Annotated in this window: 28 protein-coding genes and 1 other annotated feature; of the genes, 12 read left to right on the plus strand and 16 right to left on the minus strand. The window is 34.2% G+C overall.

From position 1 onward, the window contains the following. Positions 1-4: 4 nt before the first annotated feature. Both hisG and A9G47_RS00075 read right to left on the minus strand, forming a co-directional pair. Positions 5-904 (minus strand): ATP phosphoribosyltransferase, encoded by a 900-nt coding sequence (gene hisG, locus A9G47_RS00070; protein ID WP_065580798.1) that lies wholly within the window; start codon positions 902-904, stop codon positions 5-7. 38 nt (positions 905-942) lie between these two features. Next, positions 943-1,067 (minus strand) — a sequence feature (His leader region). Positions 1,068-1,324: 257 nt separating this feature from the next. Then, a complete protein-coding gene (locus A9G47_RS00075; protein ID WP_065566267.1) occupies positions 1,325-1,717 on the minus strand; it encodes an Lrp/AsnC family transcriptional regulator in 393 nt (130 codons plus the stop codon). Positions 1,718-1,823: 106 nt separating this feature from the next. Here A9G47_RS00075 and A9G47_RS00080 point away from each other — a divergent pair, with 106 nt between their 5' ends. Beyond that, positions 1,824-2,375 (plus strand): cysteine hydrolase family protein, encoded by a 552-nt coding sequence (locus tag A9G47_RS00080; RefSeq protein ID WP_065641839.1) that lies wholly within the window; start codon positions 1,824-1,826, stop codon positions 2,373-2,375. Positions 2,376-2,592: 217 nt separating this feature from the next. On the opposite strand, the gene pgm is transcribed toward A9G47_RS00080, so the two are convergent. The 3 genes from pgm to A9G47_RS14075 form a co-directional block, all read right to left on the minus strand. Further along, positions 2,593-4,230, minus strand: a complete 1,638-nt coding sequence (pgm, locus tag A9G47_RS00085; protein ID WP_065566269.1) for a phosphoglucomutase (alpha-D-glucose-1,6-bisphosphate-dependent) — start codon at positions 4,228-4,230, stop codon at positions 2,593-2,595. 104 nt (positions 4,231-4,334) lie between these two features. After that, positions 4,335-4,838, minus strand: coding sequence for a hypothetical protein (locus A9G47_RS00090; protein WP_065572379.1), 504 nt, complete (start codon positions 4,836-4,838; stop codon positions 4,335-4,337). 22 nt (positions 4,839-4,860) lie between these two features. After that, the gene (locus tag A9G47_RS14075) at positions 4,861-5,046 is read right to left on the minus strand and encodes a hypothetical protein (protein ID WP_065580793.1); all 186 of its coding nucleotides are present in this window, start codon (positions 5,044-5,046) and stop codon (positions 4,861-4,863) included. Positions 5,047-5,212: 166 nt separating this feature from the next. Between A9G47_RS14075 and A9G47_RS00100 the strand changes: the two genes are divergently transcribed. Continuing rightward, entirely contained in the window at positions 5,213-5,713 is a 501-nt protein-coding gene (locus A9G47_RS00100; protein ID WP_065641951.1) for a glycine zipper 2TM domain-containing protein, read from the plus strand. A 199-nt stretch (positions 5,714-5,912) separates the two neighbouring features. After that, positions 5,913-6,320, plus strand: a complete 408-nt coding sequence (gene gloA / locus A9G47_RS00105) for a lactoylglutathione lyase (protein ID WP_065588830.1) — start codon at positions 5,913-5,915, stop codon at positions 6,318-6,320. A 51-nt stretch (positions 6,321-6,371) separates the two neighbouring features. Here gloA and gmk read toward each other — a convergent pair whose 3' ends face one another. Further along, positions 6,372-7,004 (minus strand): guanylate kinase, encoded by a 633-nt coding sequence (gene gmk / locus A9G47_RS00110; protein ID WP_065580792.1) that lies wholly within the window; start codon positions 7,002-7,004, stop codon positions 6,372-6,374. 240 nt (positions 7,005-7,244) lie between these two features. Between gmk and A9G47_RS00115 the strand changes: the two genes are divergently transcribed. The 3 genes from A9G47_RS00115 (at position 7,245) to A9G47_RS00125 (ending at position 8,603) form a co-directional block, all read left to right on the plus strand. Beyond that, positions 7,245-7,445, plus strand: a complete 201-nt coding sequence (locus A9G47_RS00115; RefSeq protein WP_065641840.1) for a hypothetical protein — start codon at positions 7,245-7,247, stop codon at positions 7,443-7,445. A gap of 142 nt (positions 7,446-7,587) precedes the next feature. Then, positions 7,588-8,283 (plus strand): AzlC family ABC transporter permease, encoded by a 696-nt coding sequence (locus tag A9G47_RS00120; RefSeq protein WP_065641841.1) that lies wholly within the window; start codon positions 7,588-7,590, stop codon positions 8,281-8,283. Then, positions 8,280-8,603 carry an AzlD domain-containing protein gene (locus tag A9G47_RS00125; protein WP_065566825.1) on the plus strand — a complete coding sequence of 108 codons (324 nt, stop codon included), beginning with the start codon at positions 8,280-8,282 and terminating at the stop codon, positions 8,601-8,603. Before A9G47_RS00120 ends, A9G47_RS00125 begins: the two co-directional genes overlap by 4 nt. 102 nt (positions 8,604-8,705) lie before the next feature. On the opposite strand, the gene A9G47_RS00130 is transcribed toward A9G47_RS00125, so the two are convergent. From A9G47_RS00130 to A9G47_RS00165, 8 genes are all read right to left on the minus strand, one after another. Further along, positions 8,706-9,605 carry a heme biosynthesis HemY N-terminal domain-containing protein gene (locus tag A9G47_RS00130; RefSeq protein ID WP_065641842.1) on the minus strand — a complete coding sequence of 300 codons (900 nt, stop codon included), beginning with the start codon at positions 9,603-9,605 and terminating at the stop codon, positions 8,706-8,708. A 10-nt stretch (positions 9,606-9,615) separates the two neighbouring features. Continuing rightward, a complete protein-coding gene (locus A9G47_RS00135) occupies positions 9,616-11,088 on the minus strand; it encodes a uroporphyrinogen-III C-methyltransferase (protein WP_065641843.1) in 1,473 nt (490 codons plus the stop codon). A gap of 274 nt (positions 11,089-11,362) precedes the next feature. Then, positions 11,363-12,091, minus strand: coding sequence for a uroporphyrinogen-III synthase (locus A9G47_RS00140; protein WP_065641844.1), 729 nt, complete (start codon positions 12,089-12,091; stop codon positions 11,363-11,365). Continuing rightward, on the minus strand, positions 12,088-13,008 hold the full coding sequence (hemC, locus tag A9G47_RS00145) for a hydroxymethylbilane synthase (RefSeq protein ID WP_065567482.1): 921 nt from the start codon (positions 13,006-13,008) through the stop codon (positions 12,088-12,090). Before hemC ends, A9G47_RS00140 begins: the two co-directional genes overlap by 4 nt. 123 nt (positions 13,009-13,131) lie before the next feature. Then, positions 13,132-14,499, minus strand: coding sequence for an adenylosuccinate lyase (gene purB / locus A9G47_RS00150; RefSeq protein ID WP_065641845.1), 1,368 nt, complete (start codon positions 14,497-14,499; stop codon positions 13,132-13,134). Between the two features lie 56 nt (positions 14,500-14,555). Further along, positions 14,556-15,194 carry a high frequency lysogenization protein HflD gene (hflD, locus tag A9G47_RS00155; RefSeq protein ID WP_065567480.1) on the minus strand — a complete coding sequence of 213 codons (639 nt, stop codon included), beginning with the start codon at positions 15,192-15,194 and terminating at the stop codon, positions 14,556-14,558. Between the two features lie 13 nt (positions 15,195-15,207). Then, positions 15,208-16,320 carry a tRNA 2-thiouridine(34) synthase MnmA gene (gene mnmA / locus A9G47_RS00160; protein WP_065641846.1) on the minus strand — a complete coding sequence of 371 codons (1,113 nt, stop codon included), beginning with the start codon at positions 16,318-16,320 and terminating at the stop codon, positions 15,208-15,210. Between the two features lie 257 nt (positions 16,321-16,577). After that, complete coding sequence (locus A9G47_RS00165) at positions 16,578-17,267, minus strand: LexA family transcriptional regulator (protein WP_065567478.1); 690 nt, start codon at positions 17,265-17,267, stop codon at positions 16,578-16,580. Between the two features lie 151 nt (positions 17,268-17,418). Between A9G47_RS00165 and A9G47_RS00170 the strand changes: the two genes are divergently transcribed. Then, the gene (locus A9G47_RS00170) at positions 17,419-17,673 is read left to right on the plus strand and encodes a helix-turn-helix domain-containing protein (RefSeq protein ID WP_065567477.1); all 255 of its coding nucleotides are present in this window, start codon (positions 17,419-17,421) and stop codon (positions 17,671-17,673) included. Between the two features lie 81 nt (positions 17,674-17,754). Here A9G47_RS00170 and A9G47_RS00175 read toward each other — a convergent pair whose 3' ends face one another. Beyond that, positions 17,755-18,312 carry a YggT family protein gene (locus A9G47_RS00175; protein WP_065641847.1) on the minus strand — a complete coding sequence of 186 codons (558 nt, stop codon included), beginning with the start codon at positions 18,310-18,312 and terminating at the stop codon, positions 17,755-17,757. 36 nt (positions 18,313-18,348) lie between these two features. Further along, positions 18,349-19,050, minus strand: a complete 702-nt coding sequence (locus tag A9G47_RS00180) for a YggS family pyridoxal phosphate-dependent enzyme (protein WP_065567475.1) — start codon at positions 19,048-19,050, stop codon at positions 18,349-18,351. A gap of 36 nt (positions 19,051-19,086) precedes the next feature. Here A9G47_RS00180 and A9G47_RS00185 point away from each other — a divergent pair, with 36 nt between their 5' ends. The 5 genes from A9G47_RS00185 to proC all read left to right on the plus strand — a co-directional run bounded on the left by A9G47_RS00185 (position 19,087) and on the right by proC (position 24,434). Beyond that, positions 19,087-20,031 (plus strand): type IV pilus twitching motility protein PilT, encoded by a 945-nt coding sequence (locus tag A9G47_RS00185; protein ID WP_065641848.1) that lies wholly within the window; start codon positions 19,087-19,089, stop codon positions 20,029-20,031. A 370-nt stretch (positions 20,032-20,401) separates the two neighbouring features. After that, entirely contained in the window at positions 20,402-21,604 is a 1,203-nt protein-coding gene (locus A9G47_RS00190; RefSeq protein WP_065641849.1) for an IS256 family transposase, read from the plus strand. 285 nt (positions 21,605-21,889) lie between these two features. Continuing rightward, on the plus strand, positions 21,890-22,627 hold the full coding sequence (locus A9G47_RS00195; protein WP_141674762.1) for a hypothetical protein: 738 nt from the start codon (positions 21,890-21,892) through the stop codon (positions 22,625-22,627). Continuing rightward, positions 22,612-23,049 carry a hypothetical protein gene (locus A9G47_RS00200; protein ID WP_065641851.1) on the plus strand — a complete coding sequence of 146 codons (438 nt, stop codon included), beginning with the start codon at positions 22,612-22,614 and terminating at the stop codon, positions 23,047-23,049. The genes A9G47_RS00195 and A9G47_RS00200 overlap by 16 nt, the downstream gene beginning before the upstream one ends. A gap of 575 nt (positions 23,050-23,624) precedes the next feature. Further along, positions 23,625-24,434: a pyrroline-5-carboxylate reductase gene (proC, locus tag A9G47_RS00205; RefSeq protein WP_065641852.1), complete on the plus strand. Its 810-nt coding sequence runs from the start codon at positions 23,625-23,627 to the stop codon at positions 24,432-24,434. The last annotated feature ends 103 nt before the right edge of the window (positions 24,435-24,537 follow it).

A 24,537-nucleotide genomic window follows, 5' to 3' on the forward strand; every position in this document is an offset into this window, starting at 1 on the left:
ATTTTTACTCCATCATTTTTTCAATTGGTAATACAAGAATTGAGCTTGCTCCTAACGCTTTTAGTTTTTCCATGGTTTCCCAAAAGAGCGATTCAGTGCTGACCATATGTAATGCCACTCGATTTTGTTCACCAGTTAACGGTAAAATGGTTGGATTTTCAGCGCCAGGGAGTAAAGCAACAACATCATCTAAAACCGCAGTTGGCGCGTGTAACATAATATACTTTGATTCTCGAGCTTGGATCACTCCTTGAATTCGAGTCATAATTTTATCTATTAATGCTTGTTTGATTGTAGACATTTCACCTTGTCGTTGAATTAGACAGGCCCTTGATTGATAAATGACTTCTATCTCTTTAAGTCCGTTTGCTTCAAGTGTTGCTCCACTGGAAACTAAATCACAAATCACATCAGCAAGCCCAGCTCGTGGCGCAACTTCGACCGAACCATTAAGTAAACAGGTTTTAAAAGTCACATTATATTGAGCAAGATAGCGACGTAGTAGGTGAGGGTAAGTTGTAGCAATTCGCAAATCATTTAAACATTCAGGTCCCGTATAATCAAAATCACGAGGCGCTGCAATCGACAAACGACAGCCACCAAAATCTAAATTGCGCAATTTTTTAAATTGTGGATTTTCTCCTTCTGCTTGTCTATCTAACACTTCTTCTTCTAGTACATTTTCGCCAACAATACCAATATCGACAACACCATCAATAACCAGCCCAGGTATGTCATCATCACGAACTCGTAAGATATCAATTGGCATATTTTCAGCAAAGGCGATTAAGCGCTGTTCTTGAAGATTTATTTTAATGCCACATTGAGCCAGTAACTTTTTTGACTCATCGCTTAAACGACCTGATTTTTGCATCGCAATGCGTAAACGCGAATTATCTAACATAATATTCTCCCATCTATCCAAAAAATTTATAAATTACAAACAAAAAACCCCCGGAAGTTTGATCTTCCGAGGGTTTTCTATTTGCTTTTGCGATATCACCGGAAGATCAACGTCTTCCAGCACCAATCGCCCGAAGACTATTCAGGAATGATGGTGATGATGATGTTTAGTGATAAAATTAGTTACAAAAACGCAAAAACAAATCATAAAATAATAACCTTTAACTGAGTTAATAATTAAAGCTATTGAACAAAATATAACATAAATTGCTTACTCGCAACTGTTTTTTGTTTTTTATTAATAAAATTCGTATTTATTCTTAGCTAATGGGCATGAATTGTTTACTTAAGTTTAAGATAATCAGTTATTTTCACGCTTAAATGGTATAGAATCCTGAATATTTTTTACAACTGTATAACATTAAATAATTTGTTGTAGTTGATGATTAATTTTGTATCGACAATATTGCTCAATTTCTTCTAAAAATAACGTTAACCTTTCATCAATAAAGCAACTTTTTATCATATAACACCCATCGCCTGTAATTTTATAAAACTCGATAATTTCGTTAAACGATTTAACCCTATTTTCAAATGCTCTGAATTGGTTGCAATCCATATAAATAGTGATAAATTGCAGATTGCTGGTTTTTTCTTTGATAGTAAACTTTTCGATAATGTGATTAGCGTGCAGTTCTTGAACTCGCTGCCCAACAGCTTGCCCTGTTAAAAATACTTTTTCGCCAATCTCTTTCCATGATTGACGGCTGTTCTTTTTCAATTCATCTAAAATAGCTCGATCTTTTTTATCCATTTTTCATTTTGAAAGCGAATAATAGCAAAGGCTTTCAGTCTACTATGTTATGCGTTACTCAATTATTACATAATTATAAATAGAAAGATAACAAAGGAGAAAAAAGATGAAACAGGCATTAGTGATTATTGATGTCCAAAATGACTATTTTCCAGAAGGTAAATTTGCCTTAGTTAATACCGAATCTACATTAAAAAATGTTCTAAAATTACAGCAATATTTTAGATTAAAACAGTTACCCATCTATTATATTCAACATATAAAATCTGATCCTAATGCTAACTTTTTTGTTAAAGGAAGTAATGGCGCTGAAATTCACTCTAGCCTATTACCTATTAAGGATTTACGTGAATATATTATAGAAAAAAATTTTCCCAATAGCTTTTACCAAACCAATTTACAACAAAAATTACAGCAAGAAAGCATAGAACAATTAGTTCTTTGCGGCATGATGAGCCACATGTGTGTTGATTCAACTACGCGCTATGCTTGCGAACTAGGTTATCAGCCTATTTTAATTCATAATGCTTGCACAACGCGAGATCTTGAATTTAATGATCAAATCCTTTCTGCTCAAATGGTGCATAGTGGTTTTATGTCGGCATTGACGGGATTTGCATCAGTAATAAGTGCTGATGCATTTATTCAGATGAAATAGAATATTAGTGAAACTAGCTTTTTTGATCGGTATGTATACAAAATGCTACGCCATATCAAATGGTATAAAGCCATTGGGAAAAATTAGGTGTTGATAGAAACAAAAAACTAATAAAATCGTTTTTATCAGAAAATCAAAATGTTAAGTTGGAATTCAAATTGTACTTTAAAAATAAAAAGCAACTTTAATAGTTGCTTTTTATTGCAAATTCGGCTAACTATTTAATTGCTTTTGCCACAATTTCTTGCGCTTCTTGTTGAAGCGTACTTAAATGTTCGTTGCTTATAAAACTTTCAGCATAAATTTTGTAAGCATCTTCGGTTCCTGAAGGGCGGGCGGCAAACCAACCGTTTTCTGTAATCACTTTAAGCCCACCAATTGGTGCATTATTAGCAGGTGCCGTCGTTAGGCATTGAGTAATTTTTTCGCCAGCTAGGTTGTCGGTAGTTAATTGACTTGCATCAAGTTTCGCTAGTTTTTGTTTTTCATTAAATGAGGCAGGCGCTTGAATTCGTCCATAATAAGAAACACCAAATTTTTCTTCTAGCTTTTGATATTGTTCTTGTGGATTTTTACCTAATTTAGCTGTCATCTCGGCCGCTAATAAGCATAAAATAATCCCATCTTTGTCGGTCGTCCAAACTTTACCGTTGGTTCTTAAAAATGAGGCGCCAGCACTTTCTTCGCCAGCAAAGCCTAGTTTACCTTGGTAAAGCCCATCAGCGTACCATTTAAAGCCAACTGGGTATTCTAAGTATTTTTTGTTTAAGCTATTGGCTACTCGATCAATCATTGAGCTTGTGACTAGCGTTTTACCAATGGCGATATCTTTATGCCATTGAGGACGGTTTTGGAACAAGTAATTTACACAAGTAGAAAGATAGGCATTTGGGTTCATTAGCCCTGTAGGGGTCACTATACCATGCCGATCAAAATCAGTGTCGTTGCCAAAGGCTAAATCAAATTGGTCTTTTAATTTTAATAATCCAGCCATTGCCCAACGGCTTGAACAGTCCATTCTGATCACTTCATCATGATCTAGGTGCATAAAACTAAATGTTGGATCGATGTTGTTGTTAACAATATTTAAGTTAATACCATATTTTTCGGCAATTCTAGGCCAATAAGTGATACCAGCACCACCCAATGGATCAACACCAATTTTTAGTGATGATGATTTGATGAGAGATAGATCGAGAATGTTTTCAAGATCATTAATATAATCGGTTTCGTATTCTTTCGTATGGATATAATTTGAATGTATTGCTTTGTCTACGCTAATGCGTTTTACACCATTTAGTTTGTTTTTTAGTAATTCATTAGCACGGTTTTCTATTTGCTTTGTAATATCAGTATCTGCAGGACCACCATTAGTTGGATTATATTTTATTCCGCCATCTTCAGGTGGGTTATGTGATGGCGTAATTACGATGCCATCGGCAAGCTGGGAATGTTTGCCTTGGTTATAGGTTAAAATAGCATGTGAAATCACTGGCGTTGGTGTATAGCCCCAATCACGAGCCATAACCACAGTTTGTTCATTAGCAACAAAAACTTCAATAACTGATTTTAATGCAAGTTCTGAAAGTGCATGGGTGTCTTGACCAATAAAGCATGGACCAGTAATGTTATTGGCTTTGCGGTATTCGGCAATGGCTTGAGCAACGGCTAATATATGAGCTTCATTAAATGTACCTTTGTTGGAACTGCCACGATGACCAGACGTACCAAAAATGACTAATTGGCTAGCATTATCCGTATCAGGTTGGATTTGGTAATAGTTATTTTTTAAGGCTTCAACATTAATAAGATCCGATGCTTGTGCTAGCATTCCTGCGCGGCTTTGCTTGGCCATTTTTTACTCCTCTTTCATAAACTAATATTTTATAATGGCTAAAAACATGAATTGATTGAGTTTATATCGTGTTTTTAACGCTATATGTGTTTTTATGTAACCTGTTAAGGTAAAAAAGCGTTGGTAACTTGGTTTATCATTGTTTCGGATATGCCCATGTCACTCATTATCGATTCAATAATATACATTTTTCTGGCTGTATTGGTATTACTAATAACCCAATAAGGTGTGCCAGTAATTTCGCGAGGTTTGGTATTTTTACCCGATGTTTCGAGTGATAACTTGTCTTTTGCAAGATATTGTCGTTTGCTACCATGCAATGAAGTGGCGGCAATAGCAAAAAGTGCTGGATTATAGTTATATAAGGCACTAAGTAATAATATAAAACGACTAATAATGGATTTTTCGTTTGTAAAAGTGCTGCTAGTTAATAAATCATTAAAAAGAGGATAATGATTTTCTTTTTTTACGCTAGTTCGTTGTTTTGCCAATCCTGATTGGTTTATATTTAACAAACGTCGTAATATACTTGATGCGTCTTCACCAATATGTTTAGTTTGGCCAGCAATAAATTGGTATAATTCTTCGTCGATTTCGATAGTTTTCATTATGTTACATATGCCTATTAAATTATTTTACGGGACATCCTAAAGCAGGAACTTTGCCAAGATGTGAATCATTTGCTGTTTTATTATCTAAACAACCACCTGATGGTTGCTCAAAAGCAGCGTTATCTGTTTTTTGTGGCGCTTGATTCACATCATGACAGGCAGTTATCATAACTGATAATATTACTTGAAAAAATAACCGTTTCATATATTCATTATATACTTAATAAAATATTGCGCTGAGTATAACCTAACTTAGGCATAAATTGTATTGGCTATTGATAAAATAATGAAAATGGTATTGTCGTTTTTCAAAAACAATATTATCCTAAACAATGTATAACGAGTTTATACGAACATTACATGAGGAATTAATTATGAAAAAAATCGTCACATTAACTATTTTAGCTGCACTTATATCTGGATGTAGCAATAGTGATCTCCATTCTGGCGATGTATATACGGCTGATCAAGCAAAACAAGTTCAACAAGTGAGTTATGGTACAGTTGTTTCTGTACGACCAGTTAAAATTCAAGCTAATGCGTCAAATGGTAAGAGTGAAAACGTAGCGGGTACTTTAGGTGGTGCTGTTCTAGGTGGTGTTTTAGGCAATACCATTGGTGATGGCACTGGTCGTGTGTTAGCAGCTGCTACAGGTGCTATTGGTGGTGCAATTTTGGGCGATGCAATTCAAAATAAAGCCAACCAAGCTGAAGGGGTTGAATTAGAAATTAAACAGAATAAGGGATCAAATATTGTTATTGTTCAAAAAGGTTCTCCTAATGATTTCTTTGTTGGTCAACCTGTTCGTTTAGTGACTAACGGTAAGCAAATTAGCGCTTCACCTCGTAGTTTTAAAGATTCAATAAAATAAGAGTTTTTAACTTTTAATAAATTGTATGTCATTTTTGATTGAATTTTGCTCATCTTTATGGTGAGCAAAATGTTAATTTTACTCGTTTTTTGTAGTTATTTTTTATCATGCATTCTTAATCTGTAACAAATATTTGCCTGTCTAAGCACTAACGTATAAACTCACCACAAATTTTAATGTGATAAGGAGCAATAAAGTAATGCGTATATTACATACCATGATCCGCGTTGGCGATCTACAACGTTCCATTGATTTTTATACTCGTATAATGGGAATGCGTGTGTTAAGAACCAGTGAAAATACTGAATACCAATATTCATTAGCTTTTGTTGGCTATGGTGATGAAACTACCAGTTCAGTTATTGAGTTAACTTATAACTGGGGTACGGATCAATATGAACATGGTTCGGCATTTGGTCATATTGCAATTGGTGTTGATGATGTAGCTAAAATGTGCCATGACGTGAAACAAGCAGGCGGTAAAGTTATTCGTGAAGCCGGACCAGTTAAAGGGGGCACAACTATTATTGCTTTTGTTGAAGATCCTGATGGCTATAAGTTAGAGTTAATTCAAAACGATCAGGCCGATAGAGGATTAGGTCATTAATTTATTCTATCAATGATATCGCACTGATATTTAGGCGATATCATATATGTTTTAATTTGAATGGTTTGCCAACAAATCTGCTAATAATTGTTTATTGATAACAGTTTGTTTTGATTGCTCTAAACTAGCTGTGGTAATTATTGCGCTTAAGGCATTTAATGATACATCAAAATCGTCATTGATAATGACATAGTCATACTCGTTATAATGCGAAATTTCAGCCTGTGCTTTTTTCATTCGTTTGGCAATGATATTGCTGTCATCTTGCCCACGCTTTACTAGCCGATTTTCAAGCTCTTTTAGTGAGGGTGGTAATATAAATATACTTTTTGCATGAGGCATTTTTTTGCGTACTTGCCTAGCACCTTGCCAATCAATATCTAAAAAAACATTAATACCTTGTGCTAGGCTTTGCTCGATTTCGGCTTTAGATGTGCCGTAATAGTGGTCAAAAACGTTAGCATATTCAACAAATGCCTGCTTGGCAATTAATGATTCAAAGTGCTCATGATCCACAAAATAATAATGCTCGCCATGCGCTTCACCAGGGCGAGGTGTGCGTGTTGTATGCGAAATTGATACTTTGGCTGGGTACAAATTATTTTGGGAAAGGTAAGCTTGAATTAAACTTGATTTACCAGCACCACTTGGCGCTGAAACAATAAATAGAGTTCCTGTATACATAGATTGCTTTATCACTTTTAATAAATAAATGTTTTTTAATTGTCAAAGATGCTTTTGTAAATATTATAGCAAAATTAAAAAATAGATAGAGCTCTATATCTATTTTTGATATTGGATCGTGCAATTTTTATTGTTTATCATTACTTTTTGCGATTTAGGTAAAATTATTTTACAAACATTGCTTAACACACGGTAGTTAACCAAGTTTTGTTACAAATTAATCATTGCATTGATTTGATTATGCTAACATTAGCTATTTGCTTAGCTCCGTATAAATTGACCGTGTCAACGAGTGCTCTTTATGTACAAACTCTTTATGGTATGCCTAATCAGGGAAAAAATGGTGGTAGGATTATTTATTATATCAAACCTAAAGTCGTTGAAGATAAGTATTGTTATGGCGATAAGATTTATGTTAGACCTAACCTTGAAAAAATTTAAATAGGTGTGTTTTTGCAAAATCGAAAATATCGCAAATCAATGAATAACTCATTGCATTTATTTTTATATTCAAGCAAACTGCTGATACTTTGCGCTTATTGATAATTTACGATAATACAATGTTTATTTTTAGGTGGTTGTTATGTCATTAACATTTAAAGATGGAGTTTATGCCTGTATTCCAACATTATTGGGTTACATCGGTATTGGTATTGCGGCTGGAGTTGTGGGCAAATCAGCAAACTTGTCAGTATTTGAAGTTACGTTGCTGGCTATTATCGTTTATGCTGGTGCAGCACAATTTATTATTGCTGGATTAATGATGGTAGCGACACCCATTTCAGCCATTATTTTTACTACTTTTTTAATTAATTCACGTCATTTCTTAATGAGCATGGCAACAGCCCCCATTTTTCGCAAGTTTTCGCTATTTAATAATATTGGTATTGGTAGCTTATTGACTGACGAAACTTTTGCTGTTGCTATGAATGCTATTGCTAATAAAGAGCCTATTAACGCAGCTTGGATGCATGGACTTAACTTAACCGCTTATACTACTTGGATTTTATCTTGCTTATTGGGTGCTTTAATTGGTGAATGGTTACCCGATCCTGCTCTGTTCGGTTTAGATTATGCTCTAGTAGCCATGTTTATTGGTTTGTTATATTTGCAATTAATTGGTGATAAAAGTAAGCATTTTAAAAATCGAATTTTAGCAATGCTAACGGTTGCGGTTACGCTTATTTTGTTAATGCGCTTTGTATCTCCTGAAATAGCTATTTTAATCAGTACGCTTATCGGTTGTTTTATGGGGATGGCAATGGAGCGTGATGTATGACAATGTATAGCTTATTAATTATTTTCGGTTGTGGGTTAGTGACTTGGTTGCCGAGAATTATCCCATTTTTATTGGTTCGGAAATTGCAGTTACCTAATAGTGTAATTCAGTTTTTGTCGTATGTACCTTTATGTATTTTAACTGCACTGTTTGTGCAAAATTTATTTGTAGCAAAACAAGGACAGTTTCCTACTTTTAATATAGAGTATTGCTTAGCAACAATTCCAACTGTCATTATTGCTTTTGTAACCAAAAATTTAATGTGTATTGTGGTTGCTGGTATATGCTTTATGGCGTTAATTCGTTACTTTATTGTTTGATTTTACGTTATTCGATAATTAATTTCTAATTACGATGTATAAAGGCTATTTTAAGCACAAATAAAAAACAGGGCATTTGCCCTGTTTTTTATTTGTGCGCTTTTATGTTCTTTCTTTTGGTTCTAGCTTATTTATCGACTTTAATAACTTTTCTGCCTCATTGGTTTGGCCTAATTGATTAAAACTATCGGCTACCGCTTTTTGATAAGTAATATTATTTAAGATGGCTCGGGGTTGTGAGTGCCACCATTTTACTAGCGTTTGAGGATCATCGCTAGCTGAAAGTTGTTTAATTCGGCCAATATAGGCTGTTTGTTTAAGCTGATCTAATCGCAATTCGCTATACGCTTTAGCTTTATACATTGCTGGCAATAGGTCTATGATTGCTTGATAATCGCCCATTTCGTAATAAAGTTGATCAGCTAGTCTAAGCACTTCACCATTGCGTGGTTTTTCGTTTAATAGTTGATTCAATGTCATTCTTGCAGCAGTGTATTCGTGGTTTTTTATTTGTAAGCGAATCTGTACCAATTGAAAGGTAAATAAATCTTTTGATTGGCAACTTTTAGCAGCTTGCTCAAGAGATTGATTTGCCTCAATTAATTCATTATTATTGATTTGAGCTTGGGCTGCAAGTAAATACGATAAAGTGATATTTTTTGCCCCTTTAGCGCTTTTTACAAAAAGTTTAGCAGCTTGCTTATAATCTCCCTCAAGCAATAAGGTTTGTGCTTGTTCAATGCGTTTTATTGATTTTTTGGGTGAATGTAAGCTTAGCCAATTGCCTAATGCCGTTTTAGAACTAAATATTTTACTAAAAAAACAATAAATTAGGTAAAGGAAAAGCAACCCAATTAATTCAAATATCATAAATGAATTAAACGACATGCTAATACGATAATTAGCAAATTCAAATACCGCTGAGCCTTGCTGCCCTTGTAATAATGGTCCAAGAAACAATCCACCAACTAGCACTAAGAAAATAATTAGTATTTTTATCATCATTATTCTCCTATTTTGCTAACATTGAACGAACACGGGTTTGCATCAGTTTTTCAAGCTCGCCGATGCTAGCTAGGTCTTCTGGGGCATTTTGATTACTGATAGATTGATTTTGTAAACTTTCAAGTTCATTAATGAATGCTTTCACGCTTGGCGCATTACCATCAAAATAGGCATTAACCCAAATAGCGGCATCGCTAAGTGCTCGTTGGTAAATAAGTTCTTGATGCCTTGGTACTGCTTGTGCTGCAATCAATAGGCGGAAACGAATGTTTTCACGCAGGTAGAGTGATTGTTCTAAACTCAGTGGTGCTTTTAAAATTTGGCATTTTGTGATTTGTTTTTCATCTTTGCCAGCTTGTTCTAAGCATGCTTTAAAATTGTTATCTTTATCGTCAAGTTTTTCAATAGTAATGAATTTATCCATAAAGGTCCTAGCACTGCTTAACAAATTGCTGGACCACTCACTAATTGATGATGATAACTCATTATTATTGTTATCAACTACATTATTAGAATTCGCCTGTACAGTATTGCTGGTGGTATCAACATTTTGAGATTTATCATTATAGCTGTTTGCATTGGTAGTATCTTCGCTATATAGCGTCATACCAAGGTCAATATCTTTATAATTACCAACTAAAGGTAATTCGGTAATTGATTCTGACAGACCAATTAAGTTAATAATAATACCATCGGTATCAATAAAGCTTACTTGAGCGAGCGAATTGATATCTTTACCAATAGCTTGCCTTGCAGGTAGTAAGCTTGGATCTTCAGCTTGTACAAGGCTTTGATCTGCACTTTTTAGTAGTAATCGTGCTGATGTGTAATCTTGGTCATTCCATATTTTACGACCTGCTAAATGTACTAAATAATTTGCTTGTGAAATTAACCAAACATTGTGATCGGTGGTGGACATAGCAGCTAAGCGTTCATTAATTTTTTGCAAGTTTTGTTCGGTAAGTTTTAATGAATCATTAAATTGATTGCTTAATTGCTGTTGCTTTTCTTGCTGATCGTCAAGCTCACGCTTAACACGCTGTTCTAACGAGTTAAATTGTTGGTTTTGCTTATTGATTGCATCGTTAATACTATCTTGTAAATCATTGGTGATGCTTTGTTTTGTTGTTTGTTTTAAATTTGCCAATTCAGTTTGCAATGTCGAAATGACCTTTTTTTGCTGCTTAATTTGCTGATGACCATAATAAAAACCAAAACCACTTAAGCAAACGGTTAATGCTATAGCAATTATCGATAGCTTTGAAGTAGGGGTACAGCTACTGTTGGCGTTGTTGTTAATTGACTTGGGTTGAGCCTTAGATTCTACAGGTGGATAAGGTTGTGGGTCTGTTGAATTTCTTTTGTCTTCTTTCATAGTCTTATTTGCTTCATTTTGAGTCGCAGTTGTTGATGGTTGGCTAAATGAAGTTGTGTTTATTGTTGATAGTGTTGCATTGGCGCCATAGTATTTTGGTGGCATAAATGACCTCATTTAGATTTATTAGAAATTTATATTGGCATTATGACACAGAGTTAATCTCGTTTTAAATAAATTTTGATTATTCTTTTATTGAAAAAAGATCATATACTATTTTTAAGTAGCTTGTTTATTATTAAATTGAGTTGATTTTATTTTTAGATCCACAACAGCTAGCTCGAAGTCGAGTACCATTTTTCTCAGTATTTATTGATCATTCATCTTGTACCTTTAATGGTTTTACTTGGCATATAAACATCGTATTAATCTATTTTTATTATGTCGTTATAGCATGGTTTATCGTTACAGCCTCAAACAGATTTTGATTATTGGCACTATTGACCAGTAGAATTTTTTGCCATTTAAGTTGTTTGGCTTTTGCAAAGATTCGTTGGCTTGTGACAACAAGATTAACCTGCATTTTATGTTTAAGATTGCTATATAACTCAAGTTGGATTAAGTGTTCTAGGCTGGTAATAATGATGATTTGGTTTTCAGTATTTCCAGAGAATATATTCGATGGATAGTTGATTGGCTTGCGATCATAACACGCTATAGATTTAACCTTAGCTTTTCGATTTGTTAATGTTTGTGCTAATAATTGTCGTCCCGAATTGCCACATAAAATTAAAATGGTATGGTTTTGTACAGATTCTTGTTGAAGTTTTGCCAATAACCCTTCGCTATTTTCTTTTTCGGGATAGTTGATTTTAGCTGTAGTGAATTGGCTGAATAATTGTGCTGACTTTTTGCCTATTGCGTAATAACGAATGTTAGTTGGCAATATTAGATTTGAAAAATGTGCATTAATAACATGCGTAACTTGCGGTGAAACAATAATGACTATATCGTTGGGTACAAGATTATTGAATTGTTCTTGTAAATTTAGAAGCTCATTTCCTTGTGAGATTTTAAAAAATGGGAGATGCTGCGCTGGCAAGTTTGCTTGATTAAATAGTTGGGCAAGCTTTTCACCCTCTGGAGAGGGTCTGGTTACAAAAATCATTTTTGATGTAATTCCTGTAATATTGTTTTTGCACCTTGTTTTAACAGGCAATTTGCTAGCTCTTGTCCTAGCCTTTCTGCTTCGGTTAAACTACCAGTTAACGAGGCTTTGATTATGTTAGAACCATCAATGCATCCAACAAGGCCCTCTAATAATAAGGTATTATTATTTAATTGACTATAGCAAGCAATGGGGACTTGGCAACCACCTTGTAAGGCTTTATTCATCGCTCTTTCAGCTTGGATACAAATGTGGCTATTTTTATCATCAAGCACTGAAAGAATATCTAATATTTGCTTGTCATTTGTTCTTGTTTCAATGCCAATCGCACCCTGTCCAACAGCAGGTAAAATTAAGCTGGTATCAATATATTGTTTGATTCTGCCATCTAATGCCAACCGTTTTAAGCCAACTGCAGCTAAAATAATTGCGTCATACTCATTATTGTCGAGCTTCGCTAAACGAGTGCCGACATTACCTCGAAGTTCTTTAATTTGTAAATGTGGATATTTAGCTCGCAATTGACATTGACGTCGTAAGCTTGATGTGCCAACCACTGCATTATTGGGTAGTTCATCTAGGTTTGAATATTTATTTGAAATAAACGCATCACGTACATCATCTCGTTTGCAAATTGTCGTGAGAGCTAGCCCTTCGGGAAACTCAGCAGGAATATCTTTTATCGAGTGGACAGCAATATCTGCCTCATTATTTAGTATTGCTTGTTCTAGTTGTTTAACAAAAAGGCCTTTTCCTCCAATTTTTGATAGTGGGCTATCAAGTAATACATCACCTTTAGTTGTCATAGGGAGCAAATCCACCGTTAAATTTGGGTGAGCAGCTAATAGCTGTTGCTTAACAAAATTAGCTTGCCATAGAGCTAAAGGGCTTTTTCGTGTTGCAATGCGGATATTCAATTACAGTTTCCTATCTCTACAAATTATATACTTTTATTTGACTCAATTAATGAGTTTATTTTACAGCCTGAAAGGTTTGCAGTAGCTCGTTTCAGGCTATTTATTAGATTTAAGTGGTTATTATTATAGTTTGTCAACAAAACTCGTTGCGTAACCGATATAGTTAGCTGGGGTTAGCTGTTTTAATCGCATTTTTTCAGCTTCGGGCAACGCTAAAGAGTCGATAAATTGTTTAATGTCTTGTACATCAACACGTTTCCCTCTAGTTAATTCTTTTAATTTTTCGTAGGGTTTTTCTATTCCATAACGACGCATAACTGTTTGGATAGGCTCGGCAAGCACTTCCCAATTACAATTAAGCTCTTCAAGTAAATAAGCCTCGTTGACTTCAAGTTTATTTAACCCTTTTAAAGTTGATTGGTAAGCGATAATGGCATAGCCAATGCCAACTCCAAGATTACGTAAGACTGTTGAGTCAGTTAAATCGCGTTGCCAGCGAGAAATTGGCAATTTGCTGCCTAAATGCTTTATGATAGCATTGGCAAGCCCTAAGTTGCCCTCTGAGTTTTCAAAGTCAATCGGGTTAACTTTATGTGGCATTGTAGAAGATCCTATTTCACCTGCAATAGTCTTTTGCTTGAAGTGATTTAATGCAATATAGCCCCAAATATCACGATCAAAGTCGGTTAGAATGGTATTAAAGCGTGCTACACAATCAAAGAATTCTGCAATATAGTCATGAGGTTCGATTTGTGTGGTATAAGGATTCCATTTTAGTCCTAGCGAGTAGACAAAATCTTCACTGAATTTATGCCAATTTACTTGTGGATAAGCTACAATATGTGCATTATAGTTGCCTGTCGCTCCGTTAATTTTCCCCAGTATTTCAACCTCTTGTAACTGTTTTAACTGGCGTTTTAGGCGGTAAGCTACATTGGCAAATTCTTTACCGATTGTTGTGGGGGTAGCTGGTTGACCGTGTGTTCTTGAAAGTAGTGGTAAGTCCCGATAAGCTTTTGCTTGTGCGCTGATGTTATCAATTAGCTTATTCCAATAAGGGATTAAGATAGACTCTTTAGCTGTTTTTAGCATTAATGCATAAGATAAGTTGTTAATGTCTTCTGATGTGCAGGCAAAATGAATAAACTCATTGATTGCGTGTAATTCCTCGTTTGTGCTGACTTTTTCTTTTAAATAATACTCCACCGCTTTGACATCATGATTGGTTGTTTTTTCAATTTCTTTAATGCGATTTGCATCTTGTTCACTAAATTGTTCAATAATTTGGTTCAGATGATCGATAGCTGATTGGCTTAAGGCTGGAATTTCTAAAATATCTGCTTGTGAGGCTAATTTTTGTAGCCAACAAATCTCGACTTGGACACGGTATTTTAATAAACCATATTCGCTAAAAATGGTGCGTAATTCTCTTGTTTTTTCGCCATAACGCCCATCAATGGGTGAAAGGGCTGTAAGTGCAGATAATTCCATCGGTTTAACTCCGTTGCTATTTTGAAATATCAGTTATAAAGTGTAAGCTAGTTTGCTCAATTAATTTGCTCTAATAGCTGTTGTGCAGCGCTACAAATGCGCTTGCGGTTAAAAATAAGTTGAAAACGATTGCCACCAACTTGATACCATAAAATGGCGGATCGAACACAACCCAAAAGCGCTGTTCTTACTTTAGCTTGCACTAATGTGTTTTGCAAAAACTCGACTTTGCCAATCACTTTAATTTTAGTTGATATAGGGCTGATGATATCAGAATAAATTCCTGCTAAAGAATAAGATAGGTCATCAATATGCGCTCTAACAATTTCATCACTTATATCGGGATAAAGTGATGATATACGTTTTAATCGCTGATCTATCTTATCTAATGCGTCATTATTTTTTAGTAGTTTGCTTGTAATGCTAAGTGTGCCAAACAGGTAACGAATAATTTGGGTTTGTTCTTTTTGCCCCGATGATAATAGTTGTATTAATGTTTGTAATCCTGTTTTGATGTTTTCAATGCCATCATAAACATCGTCTGTAGTCTTTGGCGTAATTTTAAAAACGCTTTTTATTGCTTGTTCATAAATTATGGTACTGCAAACACCCGTGTTAGCAAGTTGAGGCACTAATATTGCGCTTTGTACAGCACCAGCAAGCGCAATAGCAATATGATGGTATTTATTATTCACTTTTTAGAACTCCTTACTTACTGCTTTTTATTCGTTCTTCTATAATACCACCACCAAGGCATACCTCGCCGTTATAAAATACTGCTGATTGACCTGGCGTTACAGCTGCAACAGGACTATCAAAAATAACTTTGATTTTGTCATCAGTTAATGGAGTAACTTGGCAGGCTATGTCTTGTTGGCGATAGCGTGTTTTTACGGTGCAACTAAATGGTTGAGTTATCACTTTACGGTCAACCCAATGTAGTTGTTGAGCAATTAACCCGTCTGAAAACAGTGCAGGGTGATCATGACCTTGCGCTACAATCAATTCGTTATTGGTTAGATCTTTATCAACAACATACCATGGCGTGTCATCTGCCTGTTTTAGTCCACCAATTCCTAAGCCTTTTCGTTGTCCTAACGTATGATACATAAGGCCTTGATGTTGACCAATCACCTCGCCATCGACAGTACGAATTTTACCTGCTTGAGCGGGTAAATATCGTGCTAAAAACTCACTAAATTTGCGTTCTCCAATAAAACAGATACCAGTTGAGTCTTTTTTAGTTGCAGTAGCTAGACCAAGTTGCTGTGCAATTTTGCGCACTTCAGGTTTTTCAAGTTCACCAACGGGGAATAAACTTTGATGGATTTGCGATTCACTAAGAGTATAGAGAAAATAACTCTGGTCTTTGTTGTTGTCGATACCTCGCAGTAACTCAACTTTATTATCTACTTCTCGTTTGCGCACATAATGTCCAGTTGCAATGTAATCAGCACCAAGATCTTCAGCTGCGTATTCAAGAAATGCTTTAAATTTAATTTCTTTATTACATAAAATATCAGGGTTTGGTGTGCGTCCTGCTTTGTATTCAGATAAAAAATGTTCAAAAACATTATCCCAATACTCGGCAGCAAAATTAATAGTATGTAGTTTAATGTTTAATTTATCACAAACAGCTTGGGCGTCTGCTAAGTCAGCAGCGGCTGAGCAATATTCTTCTGTGTCGTCTTCTTCCCAGTTTTTCATAAATAATCCAACAACATTATATCCTTGTTGTTGTAATAAATAAGCAGAGACAGAAGAGTCAACGCCACCAGACATACCGACAACGACTTTTTTTTGGGTTTTTATATTTGGCATAATGATTATATTAATAGGTAAAATTAATCAAAAAATTTGATGCTAATTTTAACATAATTAGGGAAAAAAGCATAAAGTTATGCTAGTAGCGATTGTCATGTTAGTTTAGTTTTTGCGCTAGTTTTATACTAAAATGCTCATTTTCCAAAAATTTTGATGTTTTATTTGGCACGGAAAAAAACGAGATGGTAATGGATTAAAACAGCTTTATTCTATCAAATTCATAAAGCTGTTATTATTTAAAAGGTTAATTAGAATTAGTTAAGATCTTTTAATAAGTAAACAACAAGACCTATAATTTTAAAATCTTGAGGTTCAGATTTATCACCAATGATAGCAGGGTACTTAGGGTTGTCACAAAGTAACGCTAAATTAGCACCTTGATTTTGAATGCGCTTAATACTAATTTGATCCTCATATTCCACTGCATATAAGTAGCCATCAATTGGTTTGCAATGCGCCTTGTTAATAATAAGTATATCATGATTTGATATTGTAGGCTCCATACTATCACCTTTTGCCCATACCGCAGTTAAGTCTTCGTAGTCACAACATTGATGTTTTATTAAGTTAACATCAAAAGGAATTGATTCAATTTGTGAATAAGAATTATTCGTTTCGTTTAGATGGTGGAATGGGATATGCACAGAACTGCGACGTTTGGATTCTGGCAATAAACGACATTCTCCTTTACCTGTTACTAGCCACTCAATCGGAATATCACATTTTTGGGCAATAATAGCTAGCCTATTTAATGCTGGATAGGTTTTTCCTGACAGGTAATCCCGTATTACAGCTTCCGACATACCAACTTTTTTAGCAAAGGCATTACCTGATATACCTTCTAATACTAGATTTAATCTATTCCTAAAATTAATTACTCCTGTATCGGTTAGTGCTCGTGTTTTTTCTTTTTCATATTGTTTTTTTGCGTTGCTTTTGGTCATTTTCTGTCCCTTTCCATGTGTTTTTTTGTTTTTGTTATTTTAATTCGTTTTTTTATGTGTTATTCTTTGCTAGGTGATTTCTTATATTTTGAGCATTGTAATACCGATAATCTTTACAATAGCAAAAGTTTAACTAATAGAGGATCTCATAATGAGAGAACAAGATCAAGACTGGACACCATCTAGAGTTGTAGGCGAAATTAAAATAAGAGGGGGGAATTTAAGAGCATTGTCGAGAGCTAGCGGATTGCAGGCCGATACTTTGAGGAATGCATTATATCGACATTGCCCTAAATATGAGCGAATTATTTCTGAATATTTGCAAGTTCCTGTTGAAAAAATTTGGCCATCACGTTATCAATCAAAAGGCCAAAATAATATAAATATAAAAAATACTAAAATGTGATTATTTTTTACAAAATATACTGTGAATTATATTGATGTTTACAGATAATCTGAGGGAGCTATTGCTCCCTTTTATTTTGTTTTAAAGCAACAACCACAAATAGCCAAAAATATCGACAGCGAACCTATTTAAAAACATCAGAATAAACACAAAAATCATAAATGAAATATCAATCATACCAATTGGTGGCACAATACGTCGTATAGGTGCAATAAAAGGCTCCGTTAACTGAGCAAGAAGCTCATCAGCATTTGATTGTCCGCGACTAATCCAACTTAAAATTGCTCGAAATAACAATAACCAAAATAATAAATATCCAAACGCATGAGCTATTGCTGCAAGAGCATAGAGAAGGTATTCACTAGACCAAATTGGCGTGTTAATTATTCCATAATGGCAAATAAAAATAATTTTAATCAATGCAAATAGGTATAATAGCAACCAAGTAGCGGTATCTATACGTCCAATTGAAGGAATAGCTTTACGTAATGGGCCAATAACAGGCTGAGTAATGCGAACAATAAATTGGGTAAAAGGGGTATAGAAATTCACACGTACCCGTTGCATCCATAACCGTAAAATTAAAATATATAAACATGCCGTTAAGGCCGATTTCCCTAAAAAATAAAGTGATGTCATTTAAAACTCCTTAACTAAATATATTTTGGCAATATATCACAAATACTGCCTTGCCCCAAAGATAGCAGTACCAATACGAACCATCGTGCTACCTGCAACAATCGCAGCTTGCATGTCGCTACTCATACCCATGGATAATGTGTCCATAAATGGATAATCAGCTTGTAAAGAATGCAAAAGTTTCTGCATTTTGGTAAAGACATTTAATTGTTTGCCAAAATCATCTTCTATTTCAGGAATGGCCATTAATCCGCGTAAATTTAGATTGGGTAGCGCAATAATTTGTTTTACTAAACCCGCAACTTCTTCAGGAGCAACTCCTGACTTACTGGCTTCTTGGCTAATATTGACTTGAATTAGTACATTTAATTTAGCCATGGATGTAGGACGCTGATCATTTAAACGTTGAGCGATTTTAAAGCGATCAATGGTATGCATCCAGTCAAAATTTTCTGCCACTAATTTACTTTTATTCGACTGTAAAGGCCCAATAAAATGCCAAGTTAAAAGTTGGGATGGCATAGTTTTTTTGAAATATTGGATCTTTTCTATGCCTTCTTGAACATAATTTTCACCAAAAGAAAATTGTCCAGCACTTATTGCTTCTGTGATCTGTTGTACTGGTTTAGTTTTGCTAACTGCAATAAGTTCTATTGTATTGGGATCTCGTTTGCATTTTGATGCGATTGTTTCAATTTCATTTCTAATAGCTAATAAATTGTCATGTATTGTATTCATTTTAATTCCCAATTAATAATTACTAGGTTAATTGTAATGTTAAACTCCATATTAGCGCTTAGTGTAACGCAAAATGCTTCAGATTTGCATCTTTCAAGTGGCGAAGCTGTACGGATTCGCATTAATGGGCAACTACAGATTTTATCAAAAGAAAAATTGTTACCATTAAACTTGGAAATTGAATTATTAAAGTTACTAAATGAAGTGCAAAAAAAACAATTACAACAAAATAGACAAATCGATTTTGCCTATCAAGCTGTTGGAATAGGTCGATTTAGGGTCAATATTTTTTATCAACAACGGGGCATTTCAGCTACATTTCGAATAATTAAAAACTATATTCCCGATCTATCTGAGATAGGCGCACCAGAGGTTTTTAAGAAACTAATCAAGTACGAAACAGGTATAATATTAGTTACTGGTTCGACTGGAAGTGGTAAATCAACCACACTTGCATCATTAATTGAGCACATCAATTTGACTCAGTCTAAGCACATTATTACTCTGGAAGATCCTATTGAATTTATCTATCAAAGTCAAAATTCATTAGTCCAGCAAAGAGAACTTACCTATTTTGATCATGCCATTATTGATAGTATTTTAAGACAAGATCCTGATATTATATTATTAGGTGAATTACGTAATAAACACGCAATTCAAGCAGCATTAACTGTCGCTGAAACTGGCCATTTAGTTTTTGCTACTTTGCATACAAATTCTGCTATTCAAAGCATTAATCGTATGATTGATGTATTTGAAAGCAACTCACATGATTTTATCCGTACACAATTAGCTAACAGTTTAAGAGCAGTTATAAGCCAAAAACTAGTACCTGCCAAACAAGGACGTAAAGCATTGTTTGAAATTCTAATCAATACGCCAGCTATTAGTAATTTGATTAGTGAAGGAAAAATTAAACAAATTTTTTCACTTATGCAGACCGGGCAACAGTATGGCATGCAAATTATGGCTGATAATTAGGGATTAGCTATTATACAGTTCTATGCCAATCTAATTTTTGAATGATAACAACGAATAAATAAAAGTAGATCTTTACAAATCTTTACAAAAAATAGTTTTTTTTATTTTTTAACTGTGTGCTTTTTAGTTACAATTGAGCGATTCTTATATATTCTATTTATGAAAGCGATTCACCTAGTCTAGGTATTATAAAATTAGCTAACAAATTAAATTTATTTAATAAATTTAATTTGTTAGGAAGCTGTAACTTGAAAAAATGGAAGGAAAATGATATACTGTTAGTACAGGTACACAGGTACACACATTTGAAGAGACTGTTCAATATTCTGTGTCATTTCGGTAAACTATGTAACAAAAAAGGAAATGACCCATGTCCCAAGAATTTGATTTTGAAAAAGCATTAAAATTATTACAAAATGGTCAACCGCTAACGGGTAAAGATGGTATTTTAACGCCATTAATCAAGCAGCTAACAGAAGCGGCGTTATCGGCGGAATTAGATTCTCATTTAGCCAACGACATTACCCCTAATCGGCGTAATGGTAAGAGTTCAAAGACAATAAAAAGCTCATCAGGCAGTTTCGAACTTGATGCACCAAGAGATAGAAACGGTTCATTTGAACCTCAACTCATCAAAAAAAATCAGACAACATTAAACGATGAAATTGAACAAAAAATTCTCAGTATGTATGCGCTGGGGATGAGTTATAAAGATATCAGCCAGCATATTGAAGAGATTTATGCTTTTCGTCTTTCTCCTGCAACTTTAACCGCCATTACAGATAAAATCATTCCTGAGCTCAGATTATGGCAACAACGACCGCTAGAATCGCTTTATCCGTTTGTTTGGATGGATGCAATTCATTATAAAGTAAAAGAAGATGGGGTTTATCACAGTAAGGCTGTTTATACTGTACTTGCACTTAATTTAGCCGGAAAAAAGGAAGTATTAGGCTTGTATTTATCTGAAAACGAAGGGGCTCATTTTTGGTTATCGGTGTTGGCCGATTTACAAAACCGAGGATTAAATGACATTTTAATTGCTTGTGTCGATGGATTAGTTGGCTTTCCTGAAGCGATTAATACTATTTACCCACAAACAGAGGTTCAACTTTGTGTTATTCATCAAATCCGCCATTCAATTAAGTATGTTGCCTCTAAACATCACAAAGCATTTATGAGCGATTTGAAACTTGTTTACAAGGCGGTCTCTCGTGAAGCAGCAATTGATGCATTAGATGAACTTGAGAAAAAATGGGGCGATAAGTATCCAATCGTCATCCAATCATGGCGTCGTAAATGGGATAATTTATCAGCTTATTTCCGCTATCCTGAGCCTATTCGTAAGGTGATTTATACCACCAATGCTATTGAGTCAATTCATCGACAATTTCGTAAATTAACAAAGACAAAAAGCGGATTTCCTAATGAAAATAGCCTACTTAAGCTGCTGTATTTAGGGTTGCAAAATGCGGAGAAAAAATGGACAATGCCAATCCAAAATTGGAATTTAGCATTGTCACAATTGATGATATTTTTTCCTAATCGTCTTGATAAGGTAATCTCTTTGTGAATTAAGCTGACACAGAATTATGAACAGTCTCCATTTGAACAATGCCGAAAGTTAACACTACCATTATGGATTTCATCCTTTTTTAAGGTTTTCCAGTGCTTTCCTTATCATAATACACACCTAATAATATTTTTAAATTTTGTACAACAAATAAAACCTGTATTTTTAATAAAAATAACTAAAGCATATGGTAATATTCTTGAGTTAATACATATTCTTTTAAATATTAGACATAATGTTTTCAAAATTATGATGGCGCTATTCGGTTTACTAATATCTAATAACGTGGCATCAATTTTATCTGCTGTAACAACAAAAGAGATTTATGGTAGTGCGCCATACTTAACTTTTGATGGTGTACGTTCGCATGCTGATTCTGTTTCTCCATTATTGTCAATTATGCTACCTGATAATAAAGTTATTAATGCATTAGAAGATGAATCAAGTATGGAAAGTCCGATAATGTTAGATAAAAAATCTGTTACTTTTGCTGATATAAAAACGTTGGTGCCATTTAAAAACTATCCAAATATATTAACCGATGAAGTTATTGATAATAATGGTTATTGGCAAGATGATGATGGCGATAAGCTTAATCACACAAGCACAAGTAAATTAACTATTAACTGGCAAAATTTGGAAGGTCAAGATATAACTAGTTATGTAAAAAACAACTCAAATAGCGTATTGAATGGGTGTGATGCGCCTTATAAACTGACCTTAGAATTAGATGATATTGAAATAGTGGCTCAATATGGTATACCATCAAAAAGTGATAAATTTACAGGTGGGAAACATACCTATTATATTTACCCTAAAATTGATAAACCTAAATTTTGTTATGCTAAACCAAATTTAGAATTTAATTTTCATCCAGGCAAAGTCCCTTATGATGGAGCGATTTCTTCTATTAACGCAGGAAATGACGAGTGGAATAAGCATAGGGGATTTTATGCTTATAATTCAAGAATACTGACGCAAATTTTCCAACTACAGGCTCTCATAATTTGTTTTTTTATTTGAGTGTTGCAGGAATAAAAGCACAAGAATTTGTTAATGTAAATGGTAATACAATTAGCAAAGGAGGTGTGATATTAAAATTAAATGCTGAAAATACCTCTCCTACTGGTTTAGTTAAAATGACTTTAATTGATCCTAAAGAAAATAACCCTAGTGCTTTCCCGCCCTCGGTATTTTCATTACATGGTATCCACAATGAATCACTATATAATTTTAAACTTGAGCGTTGGTATGTGGTTAAAAAAGGTGGCGCAGACAGTTATCAAAATGCAGTAGCATTTTGTAATAACTTTAATGGTGGTGGGTATCGAATAACAAAAGTACTTGATTTTACTGATGGGAATGCTAGTAATGTCAACTGGCAACTAGGTATAGTTGAACCGTTTTATCTGAGAAAAATTAGTTATAAAGCGAATGGTTATTAGATGGGCGGTACTTAGTAAATGGGGGTGTATGATACAGCTTTATTATAAAGGCAGTGATTGGGAATATTTTTGTGTTAGTGATCCTGCTTGGGAAGATTTTAGATCCGCTTATTGGACTTCAGATGATCAAAATCATTGAAAGTATAATTATGTTGTAGAGGCCAATATTGGTAGTATTGGTAATAGCGGGCTTTCAGATCAAGATGATAGAGTAGCCTGCGTTACTCCTTAGTTTGTAGTTATCATCTAAAACAGATCTAATCATGATTATTTAGGCAAGTAAAGAACTCAATTTTTTGCCTAGATAATCAATAAAGTTCATACAGATGTAAACTAAGAACTAACCCGATTGCTAATTAGTTTTTAGACAATACGCCAGCAAATGCTACTTTTCTTATTTAAAAAGTAAAATGTTTAACAACTATTGATCACACACTTTAATAGAAATTAGTTTTAGATTTAAAAATACTTATGAATATAGTTAACAATAAACTATATTGTTAAAAAGTGAGTTTTGTATCAAAAAAATATTCTATAATTGTGAAAAAGCATTGATATTAAAAGGTGATAAATAAATGGAACAAAAAATTGGTTTTATTGGTTTAGGTAACATGGGAAATGCCATATTGCAAGGTATTTTGGGTAGTAATATTGTGCCAGGAACACAAATTTATGTTTATGATCATCATCCGGAAAAAGGTCAAGTTCTTAATCAAACTTATTCAGTAAATGATCTCGATTCAGCAAGAGATGTTGCTCGTGAGGCCGATATAGTTTTTATTGCGGTTAAACCTAATGTGATTATAGATGTTCTTACAGATATTCAGAAAGAATTAAAAAAGAATACAATTGTGATTTCAATTGCTGCTGGAGTTACTATTAGAGCAATTGCAAAATGTATCGGCTATGAACAAAAAATAGTTAGAGTTATGCCAAATACACCCGCTTTAGTTAATGCGGCAATGTGTTCCATTACACCAAATACCGAAGTAACTGATGGAGAGCTAACTATTGTAGAAACGTTACTAAACTGTATCGGCAAAACTGAAGTTGTGCCAGAATATTTAATTGATGCTGTTGTTGGCGCTAGCGGCTCTTCTCCTGCATTTGTCTTTATGTTTATTGAAGCATTGGCTGATGGAGCCGTAAAAGGCGGATTATCAAGAAAGCAAGCCTATAAATTTGCAGCACAGGCTGTTTTTGGTTCAGCAAAAATGCTATTAGAAACAGGCAAACATCCTGGCGAATTAAAAGATATGGTTTGTTCTCCTGCAGGTACAACAATTGAAGGTGTACAGATGCTTGAAGCTAAAGGGTTTAGATCGGCTATTATTGATGCAGTAGAAGCAACGATAAAAAAATCTCAAGCAATGGGAAAAGATTAATATCATAAAATTTATCATGTTATACACCTAATATAACATGATAAATTGTTATAACTAATAATAAAATCAACAAATTTAAAAAGATTCCTTGCATTAATAAACT

This window comes from Gilliamella sp. WF3-4 (assembly GCF_001690275.1).
GTDB lineage: Bacteria > Pseudomonadota > Gammaproteobacteria > Enterobacterales > Orbaceae > Gilliamella > Gilliamella apicola_C.